General features: G+C 73.3%; 3 protein-coding genes. All 3 read right to left on the reverse strand.

Going from position 1 to position 13,285, the window contains the following annotated elements; all coding sequences use genetic code 11:
- Positions 1-85 precede the first annotated feature (85 nt).
- Positions 86-10,390 (reverse strand): hybrid non-ribosomal peptide synthetase/type I polyketide synthase, encoded by a 10,305-nt coding sequence (locus tag CRV15_RS32945; RefSeq protein ID WP_106432074.1) that lies wholly within the window; start codon positions 10,388-10,390, stop codon positions 86-88.
- Between the two features lie 419 nt (positions 10,391-10,809).
- Positions 10,810-11,133 (reverse strand): thioredoxin family protein, encoded by a 324-nt coding sequence (locus CRV15_RS32950; RefSeq protein WP_003952944.1) that lies wholly within the window; start codon positions 11,131-11,133, stop codon positions 10,810-10,812.
- Positions 11,134-11,186: 53 nt separating this feature from the next.
- The gene (locus CRV15_RS32955) at positions 11,187-13,190 is read right to left on the reverse strand and encodes an alkyl/aryl-sulfatase (protein WP_009999409.1); all 2,004 of its coding nucleotides are present in this window, start codon (positions 13,188-13,190) and stop codon (positions 11,187-11,189) included.
- Positions 13,191-13,285 lie beyond the last annotated feature (95 nt).

The raw sequence follows: 13,285 nt of genomic DNA on the forward strand, positions 1-13,285 counted from the left end.
GCCGACGGCACCTCATGCGGCGCGAAGGCGTCCGACCGGGTGTGCGGTGGTCGGACGCCTTCGCCTGTCCTGCTGGGAGCGGGGCTCAGCCGGTGGTGCGGTGTGTGTCGATGAAGGCGGCCAGTGCGTGCAGCGGGCGTCCGTCCAGGATGTCGGCGGGTGAGACCCGCACGCCGTACCGTTTGCGTACCGCCGCCACGATCTGGGTGGCCGCCAGGGAATCCCCGCCCAGGTCGGGGAAGCGGTCCTCACGGCCGACGCGGTCGAGCCCGAGGAGGTCGGACCAGATCGCGGCCAGGGCCTCCTCCGTCGCGCCGTTCGGTGTGACGCAGTCGTACGGCAGCGGGGGCCGGTGCTGCGCGGATGCGGACGGCCGGCGGTCGAGGATCTGTTCCGCGACGAGGAAGTCGTCCTCGCGTGCGGCGGCGCCGCGCCGGCTGACCAGGACCTGGGGCCGGGCCAGGGCGAAGGCGTCATGGACGGCCCGCACGCCGATCGCGTTGGTGATGCCGTCACCGAGCGGGATGAGCCCCCCTCCGCCCGGGCGCCCGGCGGCCGTCCCGTCCGCACCGGGCCGAGTGACCACGATCTTTCCGATGTGGCGTGCCCGGGACATGTACCGGAACGCCTCCGTCACCTCGGTTTCCGGGAACGCGCGGACCGGCAGCGCGGGCAGGGCGCCGGTGCGCAGCAGCGCGGACACCTCGGCCCAGCACTCCGCGAAGTCGGTGCCGTACACATCCGGGTAGTAGACGCTGAAGGTCGCTCCCTGTTCCAGCAGCCGCAGGTCGAGCGCGGTGCCCGAGGCGACGTCCCGCTTGCCGATCTCGACGAACCGGCCGTTCGGGCGCAGCGTGCGCAGACCGGCCGTGATGCGGTCACCCGCCAGGGAGTTGAGGACGACGTCGACGCCACCCGCTTCGACGGTCTCCCGCTGGAAGTCGAGGGTGCGCGAGTCCATGACCTTCGCGATGCCGAGACCGGTGAGGTAGGCACGTTTCTCCGGGGAGCCCGCCGTCGCGTGGATCTCGGCGCCCAGCCGCTGGGCGACCTGGACGGCGGCGAGGCCGACGCCGCCCGTCGCGGCGTGGATCAGCACCCGTTCGCCGCGGCGGAGGCGGGCCCGGCGCACCAGGCAGTCGTACGCGGTGGCGTAGGCGACGGGCAGGGAGGCCGCCTCGGCGAAGGCCATGCCGTCCGGGACCGGGTGCGCGAGCCGCGCGGGGACGGTGACATACCGGGAGAAGCACTCCGCGCCCATCACCATCACACGATCGCCGACGGACACCCCGCAGACCTCCGCGCCGACGGCGGTGACGGTCCCGGCCGCTTCGAGGCCGTAGGCGTGGTCGGGGGTGTCGGCGTCGAGCATGCCCGTGGCCGTCAGCACCTCCTTGAAGTTGAGACCCGTCGCCCGGACCTCCACTTCCACATCGCCGGGTCCGGGTGCGACCCGCGGTCCTGGTACGAAGCGGAGGGAGTCGAGGTCGGCGGGTTCGGTGCTGACGAGGCGCACATTGGGGCGGGCGCCGGTGGGGTGTGCGTCCGGTCCGGTACCGCCCCGGTCGGCACGGCGACGGCCGCTGGTCTCCCGCCGCAGGGTGTATCCGCTGATCGCGACCAGGGCGCGGCCCTCGTCGTCCGTGATCAGGCTGTCGATGCGGACCGCCGGGGCATCGGGGTCCGGGTCCTCGTGCCCCCGCACCCGGCCGTGGACCCGGGGGCCCAGCCGCCCGTACACCGCGATCCGCTCATAGGAGACGGGCAGGTGGTCGTCGTGCTCGCCGTCCCAGAACGGTTCGCCCGCCGCGTTGTCGAGCAGCGCCGGATGCAGGGCGAACCGTTCGGTGTCCGGGGTGAACGGGGCGTCGAGTTCACAGGTGATGAGGGCTTCACGGGGGCCCGTGCGGCTCACTCGGCGGATGTTCTGCCACCGGGGGCCGAAGACGAGCACGCCGGAGCGGAGGGAGGCGCCGACACGCCCTGTGCTGCCCGTGTCGTCTGTGCTGCCTGGGTGATCTGTGTGGTCTGTGCTGTCTGTGTGTTCGGGGCGGGGCGCGGACGGGACCGGGGCCTTGGCGGGCAGGGGCCTGACGCGGGCCTGGGCGTAGGTCGTCCAGGGCCCGTCGGAGGTGGCGCGGGCGCGGAGGGCGGCCTCCAGTTCGGGCACCGGCTCCGCGGCGGCGGGCTGTCCGGACGGCGGTGCCGTCTCTTCGAGCCGTACCGCGAACTCGGCCGCCGTACCCATCGGCACGGTCAGCGGCGCCAGGATGTCCAGTCCGAGGATCTCCAGGCGTTCGGTGCCCAGTCTGCGGGCACCGGCCGCCCGCAGGAACTCGACGGCGGCGGAACCCGGCAGCAGACCGTCGGCACCGGCGCGGTGGTCCCGTACCAGCCAGGCGGTGTTCTCGTCCCGGCCCAGGGTGCCCCGGTACTCGACCGAGGACGCGTGCACGCTCTCGGTGGTGAACACCGGGTCGTCGACGGGCAGATGCTGCCCGTACACCTCCGGTCCGCCGCCCGCCGCGCGCGCCGCGTCGACCGCCATTCCCGCCTCGCTCCACGCGTCGAAGTTCAGCGAGAGGGTACGCCGTCCGCGCGCGGTGCGGGCACGGGCGAACGCGTCGAGGAAGGCGCTGGCCCCCGTGTAGTCCGCCTGGCCGAGGCCACCGAAGACCGCGACCATCGACGAGCACAGGATCAGCCAGCGGGTGGCGTCGTCGGCGACCGCCCCGTCCAGGACGAGGGTGCCGCGGAGCTTCGGGGCGAGGACCCGGCGCAGATGCCCGTCGTCCATCGCCTCGATGAGCCGTCCGCCGGGGACACCGGCGCAGTGGGCGACGCCGTCGAAGGGACCGTGCTCCGCGCGGACCCGGCCCATCGCCTCCTCGTCGCAGACATCGGCCCGTACGCACACCACCGAGGCCCCCGATGCCGCGATCCGGCCGAGCGCGGCCAGTCGGGCGCGCAGTCCGGGCGGGGTCGACGGGTCGGCGGCGCGGTCGCGCCAGAGGTGGCGCGGGGGCAGCGGGGCCCGGTGGGTGAGGACGAGCCGCACATCCCCGGCCGTCCGCGCGGCGTCCTCGGCCAGCGCGAGGCCGATGCCGCCGAGCCCGCCGGTGATCAGATAGGTGCCGCCGTCCGTCCACAGGGGCTCGGCTTCCCCCGGGACGGGGACGGGGACGGGGGCAGCGGTGGGGGTAGCGGTGGGCGCGGGCAGCGGGGCCGGAACGGGCTCGTGCCCGAGGGCGTATCGCGTGCCGTCGCGGTGGGCGATGACGCTGTTGGGGACCAGGCCGTCGAGTTCGGCGGCGATCCGCGCGCCGGGGTCCGCGACCGGGTCGAGGTCGACCTCGGCCAGCCGGACGTGCGGATACTCGTGGGGGATCACCTTGGCCGCGCCGTCGAGCAGCGCGAGTTCGGGACGCTGTTCCGTACCGTCCGCCGGGTCGGTGTGGTGGCGGCCACGGGTGACGAGGAGGACGTCCAGGGGCGCGGACCGTTCGCGCTGTGCCACCGCGGCGACGATCCGCAGCAGGGGCAGGAAGCTCTCGACGACAGCGTCGGCGCGTTCACCGAGTGTGGCGTCCGGGTCGGCCGGGGCGAGTCCCCACGCGCAGACGACGGAGTCGAAGGGGGGCTCGTCCCGCACCCGTTCGAGAAGCCGGTCGAGGCCGTCCGCGTCACCGGGGCCGATCCGCGTCGGGACGGCGGCGGCAGCCGGGGCGGCGGGAGCGGAGGCCGGGGCACCGCCGGTGGACGGCCCGGTGCCGGTCGGCACGGACCACGGGACCGCGACGGTCTCGTGGCCGCGGGCCGTCAGCGCCTCGCCGATGCCCAGGCCGTCCGCCGGGACCAGCGCCAGGACCCGGCGGGCGCGCCGCCGCGCCGGTTCCTCCGGCAGCGGCGCCGGTGACCAGCGCGGTGTCTGGAGCCAGCCGCGGGCCTCGCGGTCAGGGGCCTGGGGCGCGCCCCCGCCGGTGACCGCTCCGCAGGTGAGGGCCCTGTCCGTGACGGCTCCGCCGGTGGCTGTCCCGTTGGTGGCTGCCCTGTCGGTGGCGGCTCTGCCGGTGGCTGTCCCGCCGGTGATCGCTCTGTCCGCGGCCGTCCCGCCCACGACCGTCCCGCCCGCGGCGGCTCCGCCGGTGGCCGTCCCGCCGATGGCCGACCGGTCCCTGACGGCCCCTTCCGCGAGGGGCCGGCCGGTGGCCAAGGGCGCGTGCGGCGGCGGCTCCGGCGGGTCGATCCAGTACGTCGCCCGCTCGAAGGGATAGCCGGGCAGCGGCACCCGGCGCGGGGAACGCCCGGCGAAACAGCGGTCCCAGTCCACATGGCCGCCCCTCGTCCACAGGCCGCCCACCACATCCAGGGCGGACGCGGCGTCGACGGTCGGGCTCCACGGCGCCAGGGCGGGCAGGGCCGCGGTGCCGTCCCCCGGCGCTGCGGTGCCACCGTTCCGCGCCGTACCCTGCCACCGCGCCGTGCCGCCGGGCGCCGTGCCCTGCCGCAGGGTTCTGCGGGCCATGGCGGTCAGGCCGCGCCCGGGGCCCGCCTCCAGCAGGACCACGGGGCCCAGATCCCTGACGACCGTGGCCAGAGCGTCCATGAACCGCACCGGGTCACGGGTCTGCCGCACCCAGTACTCGGGGTCGGTGAGCTGGTCGGGATCGGCCCAGGTCCCGGTCGCGGTCGCGGCCATCCGACGGGTGGGCCGTTCCCGCCGGGTGCCCGCGACCACCTCACGGAACTCGTCGAGCACCGCGTCCATCGACCGGGAGTGGAACGCGTGCGAGGTGCGCAGCCGGGTGTGCGCGACCCCGGCGACGGTGAGCGCGTCCTCGAAGCGTCCGACGGCGTCCGGCGCGCCGGAGACCGCGCACCGGTCCGGCGCGTTGAACGCCGCGATGTCCAGCTCGGGCGGCAGGAGTTCACGCAGCTCGGCCTCGCCGACGCAGACCGCCGTCATCGCCCCGGGCGGGGTGGACCCCATCAACCGCCCACGGGCCTCGACGATCCGCAGGGCGTCGGCCAGGGGGAACACCCCGGCGACGCAGGCCGCCGCGTACTCGCCCACACTGTGGCCGAGCATCGCGGCCGGTGCCACACCGGCCGCGAGCACCGCGCGGGCGACGGAGTACTCCATGGTGAACAGGGCGAGCTGGGCCCAACGCGTCTTCCAGGGAGCCCCCGGTCCCGCGCCCGCCGCCCGCCCCGCCACCGGACCGAACATGACCTCGCGTACGTCCTGCCCGGTCAGCGAGCGGATGATCTCCGCGCAGCGGTCGACCTCGGTACGGAAGGTGACGTCCCCCTTGTAGAGGGCGCGGCCCATGCCCTCGTACTGGGCGCCCTGGCCCGGGAAGGCGAACACCACCGGCAGACCCGTGCCCGTGGCGGGGGACTCCGGGAGCGGGGCGGCGGCCAGCCGGGCCGCCGCCTCGCCGGTGCTTCCGGCGGCCACCGCCATCCGGTACGGGAAGGCGGCCCGGCCCCGGGCCAGGGTGTGGGCCACCGCGGCGGGGGTGAGACCGTCGTGGGTGTGGAGGTGGGCGCTGAGCCGGGTGCGCTGCGCGTCGAGCGCCGTGATGGTACGGGCGGACAGGACATACAGCTCGTCGCGGGGCACGGAACCGGCCGTCCCCCCGGCGTCGGCCGCGCCGGGCGCCAGATGCCCCGCGCGGTCCGGCGCCTGCTCGATCACCGCGTGCGCGTTGGTGCCGCCCACACCGAAGGAGCTGACACCCGCCCGCCGCGTTCCGTCCCACGGCCGCGGCTCACGCGGCAGATAGAACGGGGAGCCCGCGAAGGGCACATGCGGGCTGGGCTCGTCCACATGGACCGCCGCCGGGATCAGACCCCGTTCGACGGCGAGGAGCGCCTTGATGAGACCCGCCGTGCCCGCCGCCGTGGTGAGATGCCCGATCTGGCCCTTCACCGAACCGATGGCGCAGAACGGCCGCTCCACGGGGCCGAGACCGAACGCGGCCGTCAGGGCGGCGATCTCGATCGGGTCGCCGAGCGGTGTGCCGGTGCCGTGGGCTTCGACGAATCCGATGGTGCGCGGGTCGACCCCCGCGATCCGCTGCGCCCGGGCGATGGCACGGGCCTGGCCGTCGACGCCGGGAGCGGAGTAGGTCATCTTGTCGGAGCCGTCGTTGTTGATGGCGGTGCCCTTGATCACGGCGATGATCCGGTCGCCGTCCGCCAGCGCGTCCGCGACCCTCTTGAGCAGGACGACACCGCCGCCGTCGCCGAACACGGTCCCGCCCGCTGCCGCGTCGAACGGCCGGCAGCGCCCGTCGGACGAGGTGATCGACCCCTCCTCGTGGACATAGCCGCTCCCGTGCTGCGCGTTGACGGCGACCCCGCCGGCGAGGGCCATGTCGGATTCGCCGGTCAGCAGGGACTGGCAGGCCAGATGCACGACGACGAGCCCGGAGGAGCAGGCGGTCTGCGCGGTGACGCCGGGGCCGCGCAGCCCCAGCCGGTAGCTGACCCGGGTCGCCAGATAGTCGCCGAGGTTCCCGATGTCGGCCTGGAGCCCCAGGACCGACCCGTCCTGGCGTGCGGCGGCGCCGAGCGTCGGCAGGACGTTGTTGCGGAAGTAGGTGTCCCGTGCGGAGGTCGCGAAGACGCCGATCTGTCCGGGGTACCGGGCCGGATCGTGGCCCGCGTCCTCCAGCGCGAGCCAGCACAGCTCCAGGAACAGCCGTGCCTGGGGGTCCGTCAGCTCGGCCTCGCGCGGGGAGATCCCGAAGAACGCCGCGTCGAAGGCGCCCGGGTGCTCCAGCGGCCGCCCCGCCCTGACGTAGTCCGGATCGGCGAGCAGCGGCCCGGGCACCCGGGCGCCGCGCAGTTCCTCCTCGCTGAAGAAGGTGACGTTGTCGGTGCCCTCGCGGATCAGGCGCCAGAACGCGTCCACGTCCGGTGCGCCGGGGAAGCGGCAGGACATGCCGACGACGGCGATGTCCATGGGCCGCGTGCCGTCCTGCGTCCGGTGCACGGCCGTGACGTCGGCGTCCTCGTGCGTCGGTCCGTGGCCGCCCCGTCCGCGCGCCGCACCGGTCCCGGGACCCGTCCCCGCTTCCGCTTCTGGCCCTGTCCCCGCCCCTGCCTCCGCTCCCGTCGCCGTCTCCCGTTCCCGGACGAACTCCGCGAACGCGGCGGCCGTGGTGTGCCGGAACAGCTCATGCAGGGGGAACTCGATGCCGAAAGCGGTACGCAGCCCGAGGTAGAGCCGCATGAGCAGCAGTGAGTTGCCGCCCGCGGCGAAGAAGGTGAGCCGGGGTGAGGTCACCGGACGGCCCAGCACCTCCTCCCACACGCGCAGCACCTGTGCCTCGACCGCTCCGACGGGGTGGGGCGCGGCCGTGGCCGCCTCGTGCGCGGGCCGGGCGGTGATCCGCAGCGCCCGGCTGTCGATCTTGCCGCTGCGGGTGAGCGGCAGCCGGTCGAGGATCTCGACATGGGCGGGCACGGCGTACTCGGGGAGGGCCTCCCGCAGATGCTCCCGCAGTTGTTCGGCGGTCAGCCCCGGCGCGGAGGGTTCGACGAACGCCACCAGATCCAGCCCGGCGCCGCCGACCGGCAGGGCCCGGACGGCACAGTGCCGTACGCCCGGGTGGCGCAGGAGCACGGTCGCCACCTCGGCGGGCTCCACCCGGTGGCCGCGTATCTTCGTCTGTTCGTCGGCGCGCCCGACGAACACGACCGCGCCGTCCTCCTCCCTGACCCGCACGATGTCCCCGGTCCGGTACGAGCGGCCGCCCCCGGCCGCGTCGTGGGTGAACCGCTCGGCGGTCAGCGGGTCCGTCCCGCCCGCGTCCGCGTATCCGTCGGCGACGCTCGCTCCGCCGATGTGGAGTTCCCCCGGGGTGCCCCGGGGGACGGGCCGTCCCAGCGGGTCGAGGATGCGCAGGGTGGTGTTGTGGATGGCGTGCCCGATCGGCGGGCGGTGCGGCCAGGCGGCCGGATCGGGGCCGAGGCGGTGGCACAGGGTGACATGGGTCTCGGTGGGGCCGTACTGGTTGATCAGCTCCGCGCCGACGGCCTGGCAGAAACCGCGGACGGAGCCGGTCACGACAAGGGCCTCGCCCGCGGTGACGACATACCGCAGCCGCCCGGGGGTGATACCGAACGCCTCCCAGGCGACGGTGAGCTGATGCACCGCGGCGACCGGCAGGAACGCCACCTCGATCAGCTCATGGCCGAGGAAACCGAGAAGTTCCTCCGGGTTGCGGCGTACCGCGTCCGGTATCACCACCAGGGTGCTGCCCGACGCGGCGGCACAGGCCATTTCCTGGACGGACACGTCGAAGGAGAGCGCGGCGAACTGGCTCACCCGCCGGGGACGTGCGAACTCGGGCTCGGCGAGCTGCCAGGACACCAGGTTGGCGACGCCGCGGTGCGGCATGCTCACCGCCTTGGGCCGGCCGGTCGAACCGGAGGTGAACAGGACATACGCCTCGCTGTCCGGCGCGGGGACGGTCCAGCTCCCCAGCTCGGCGGTCCAGTCGTCGTGGCCGTTCTGGCCGTCCGGGACGGAGGCCGGGCCGTCGGCGCCGATGGGCCGGTCGTCCGGGCCGGGCCCGACCCGCGCGGCGGTCGCCGGGGCGGTGGTCAGGACGGCCTCGGGCCCCTCCCACACACGGGCGTCGGGAGGGACCCCCGGGGAGCGCAGGGCGGCGGCGCAGCCGACGAGGGCGAGCAGGGCGCGCTGCCGGTCCGGCGGGAGGGCCGGGTCGATCGGGACGTACGAGGCCCCGACGCTCCACACCGCGAGCAGGGCGACGAGCGGATCGGCGCCCCGTTCCAGGAAGCAGGCGACCCGGCGACCGGGGCCCGCGTCCGCGGCGAGCAGGGCCCGGCGGGCACGGCTCACGCGGACGGCGAGGCCATGAGCGGTCTCCCGGCGACCCGCGTACTCCTGGACGATGTCGGTGTCCGGCGCGGACCGCAGCCTGCGGACGATCTCCGCGAGAACGGGGGTGCCACCGCCCCTGGTGGTCTCCCCGGTGGCCGCGCGGGCCGTCAGCCCCTGCTGCTCGGACCAGTGCCCGAGCGCGTCGACGGCCGGTTCGTCGGGCGCCCCGACGGCGTGCCGCAACAGCCGCCCGTACAACTCGGCGTAGTGCTCGGCCTGTTCGGAGGAGATCAGGGCGGGCGGGTAGTGCAGCGTGACCCGCGTACGGCCGGTCGAGGGCTGCTCCAGAACGGACACCAGCAGATGGAAGTAGTCGGTTCGCTCGTGCAGGTGGACGCCGGTGACACGGACACCCGTCGCGGGCGGCGGGTCCATGTCGGGGAGTTCCGTATGGGCGAACTCGGTGGCGCAGAACCGGGCCCCCGCGTCCGCCTCGATGAGGGCGAAGGGGTAGCGGCTGTGGGGCCGCGCGGCCTCCTCGGCGTCCGCCACGGCCTGTATCAGGTCCTGCCAGGCACGGCGGCCGACGTCGAGTCGGCAGGGCAGGATGTTGACGAAGAAGCCCAGCTCTCCGGTCTCGGGCGGCAGGTCGGCGACCAGACCTGTCACGACGTCCGGCTCGCCGGACACATAGGAGAGCAGCGCGAGATGGGCGGCTGCGTGGACGCTCCGGGAGGTGACACCCGTACGGGCGGCCAGGGCGCGGATGCCCTCGGATAACTCGGGCGGGACGGGGACGGAGGCTTCCGCTTCCGCCGTCGTCGGCCGTCCGGGCGGGCGGCCCGGGAGCGGGATCTCCGTGGGCTCGATGCCCTCCAGGACATCCGCCCAGTAGGCGCGCTGGTCGGCGGAGCGCTCGGCCGCGCGCTCCAGGGCGAGGTGCGCGGGCGAGGCGTCCACCTCCGTGCGTACGGCGGGTTCCGATCCGGTGGCCCGGCTCAGCAGTTCGGCGGCCAGGGCAGCCGCGGAGCGGGTGTCCAGGAGGGCGTGATGGTAGGAGAGGGACACGACCGACCGCCGTTCCCCCGTGCGGTGGACGGCGACCCGGAGCAGGCCCGGGACCGTGATGTCGAACGGGGCCGCCCGCTCGGCGGTCACCCACCGCTCCACCGCCACCGGGCCCTCGTCCCGCACGTCGAAGAACGCGCAGTCGATCTCCGCCTCGGGGTGCAGCACGTGCAGCGGGCTGCCCGCTCCCTCCACGACAAAGCCGGTACGGAGCACCGGATGGGCCGCGACGAGTGAGGTGAGGGCGGAGCGGAAGGCCGTCTCGTCCAGGCACCCGGTGCCGGGCGCGTGCTCGACGGTGCAGCTCAGGACGTCGTGGTAGACATGGGCGTCCCCCTTGACGTTGTGGTAGAGAACGCCCGTCTGGAGCCGTGACGCGGGACAGGCGCCGACGGCGCCCTCCGGCACCCACCGCAGGTCCCTCTGGTCCACGGGGAAACGGTCAACTCGCTCGGGCATGAGCACACCTCCGGCGTCGTCGGGCAGGAACGAGGCGGATTACAGCAGGCTGACTACCGAGTTTCCATGCCCATGCCAGGATTGCGTCAAGCATGGGCCAAGCGCTAAGACCGCGCCAAGAGTACGGTGTACTCTTCTCCCCGCAGTGAGGCAAGAGAGTGACGCCTGTTACCTGAAGTGGCTGACTCGCCCGCATGAGTGCCATGGTCCTGCCGTCCCCCGGGCCGGGTGCCTGCGCCCTGAGTCAGGAGTCCCGAACCGCACATCGTCCGGTCATATGCCCAATGCACTGCTACCTGACGGTCCTTCGCGCGAGCCGGGCGGGCCGGACCTCCCCGCCGCACGGTAGGGACGGAAAAACGAGCGGGACCGGACCGTGCCGCACGGGCACAGGGTCCGATCCCGCTCCAGGAGCACGATCAGAGATGGGGCTTGACCAGTTCCGCCACATTCGCCTTGCTGGCGGGCCCGACCCGGGTGGCGACGATCGCGCCGCCCTTGAACACATGCAGCGTGGGAATGGCGGTGACGTTGTACCGGGGTCCCGTCTGCGGGCTCTCGTCGATGTCGAGCCGCGCCACGACCAGACGGCCGCCGAAGTCCTTGGCGATGTCCGCGAGAACGGGATCCAGCGCCCGGCAGACACCGCTCCACTCGGCGCGGAAGGCGACGAGGACCGGGAGCTTGGCCTTCAGGACGTCGTTGCCGAAGCTGCTGTCGGTCACGATGACGACGACACTCATACGGAGACTCCTCACAGGAGAGGACGGCGGGATCGGATCGACACGCTCCGGGCCTACGGGAGGGTCAGGCCGAACCAGTAGTCGAAGGTGTCCAACAGGTTGTTGAGGGTGTCGAACGGTTCGATGGTGCCGGTGTCGATGATGAGCTCGCCGTTGGTGGCCAGTTCGTCGGGGGTGGTTTTGCCGACGGCGAGGTTGTTGAGGCCGTCGCGGGTGATGGTGTACGTGGCGTCGGCGGTGTCCGCGTCGGCGGCCGTGGGGGTGTAGACGAGGACGCCGGTGCGGACCTGGACGGTGACCTGGTCGGGGTCGGTGGCGAGCCCGCCGGTGACCGTGAGGCCGATCGTGAGCACGGTCTCGGCGGCGTCGGGGCCGTTGAGACGGATGCCGACGTAGTCGAACAGCATGTCCAGCGGCATCGCGGCGAGCACGGCGGGGGTGATGATCTGCTGGGACGGGGTGCCGGGCGGGACGCCGTTGCCGGGGGTGCGCAGTTCATGGGCGGCGGCGAGGTAGAAGTTGCGCCAAGGGCCGCTCTCGGCCTGGTAGCCGAGCTGTTCGAGGACGTCGGCCTCCAACGTGCGGGCGTCGCGGTTGTTCGGGTCGGCGAAGACGGCGTGGCTCAGCAGTTCCGCCGCCCACCGGTAGCCGGTCGCGTCCTGCGCGTTCTCGTACGCCTGCCGGGCGAGGGCCACGACCTTGTCCGCGCCGCCGATGGCTTCGACGTACCGGTGGCCGGCCTCCTCCGGCGGCAGGGTGTGCAGATGGGCGGCGTTGCCGTCGTACCAGCCCAGATAGCGCTGGTAGACGGCCTTGAGATTGTGGTTGACGGTGCCGTAGTAGCCCCGGTTGAACCATCGGTCGGCCAGACCCAGGGGCACATTGGAGTCGAGGTCCTCGGCGATCTCGATGATGGTGCGGCCGTGGTTGGCCTGCCGCAGCGCCTGGTCATGCAGGTAGCGGTACAGGTCCGCCTGGCTGGTGAGGAACGAGACGATCGCGTCCGGGTCCTCCTTGGTGTTCCAGCGGGGCCAGAAGTGGGAGGCGAACAGCACCTTCGAACGGTCCCCGTACCACTCCACGGACTGCCGCAGATACTCCGACCACGCCTTCGCGTCGCGGACCTGTGCCCCGCGCAGGGAGTACAGGTTGTGCAGGGTGGGGGTGGCGTTCTCCGCCATGCACACCGTGTCGATGTCGGGGAGGTAGAAGTTCATCTCCGACGGGGCCTCGGTGCCCGGAGTGAGCTGGAACTCCATCCGCACCGGCCCGAAGCGGTGCACCTGCCCCTTCTGCGCAATGTCCGAGGTGACGTTGAACGTCGGGGCCAGCACCCCCGAAGTCCCCGTGGAGTTGGTCTTGCCCAGACCCGCGTCGACCTGCCCCTTCGCCGAGCGCTCCAGCAGCGCCCCGTACATGAACAGCGCCCGGCGCTGCATCGGGTTCCCGGCGTAGACGTTCTCGCTGATCGCGTGCTCCAGGAACCCGTCCGGCGCGATGATCTCCACGCCGTCCGGCACTGTGCCGTCCTCGAACAGCCCCAGCACACCGCCGTAGTGGTCGATGTGGGAGTGGGTGAAGAGCACCGCGGTGATGACGCGGTCCTCACCGCGGTTATCGCGGTAGAGCTTGAGCGCCGCCGTCGCACACTCCTCGCTGACCAGCGGGTCCACCACCACGATCTTCTTGGAGCGGCCGGTGGGGTCCTCCAGGAAGGAGATGTTCGACAGGTCCATGCCCCGGACCTGGTAGACCGCGTCCTTCACGACCTCGAACAGGCCCGTGTACATGTTCAGCCGCGCGTTGCGCCACAGGCTCGGATTGACCGTGTCGGGCGCCGTCTTCTCGGTGTTCAGGAACTGGTACGGCTCCAGCCGCCAGATCGGCACCTTGGTCCCGGCCTTGTAGACCGTGAAGTCGTCCGGCAACGGCACCAACTGCCCCTTGGCGGCGAGCCGCCGCTCCGGATCGGCCACCCACGGCGGAACGGCGATCGCGTCGTTCAGGTCCTTCGTCAACTGCGTCGCAGGCTGGGGCTTGCGCTCGGAATCCGTCAACGGACACTACCTTTCACTCGGCCGGGCACGCCCGGCACACACTCGGCACCCCGTCGACCGCCGCCGGGCCGGAACGGTGGTTGTGCCCACGGCAC

The organism is Streptomyces clavuligerus (assembly GCF_005519465.1).
In the GTDB taxonomy this organism is placed as follows: Bacteria; Actinomycetota; Actinomycetes; order Streptomycetales; family Streptomycetaceae; genus Streptomyces; species Streptomyces clavuligerus.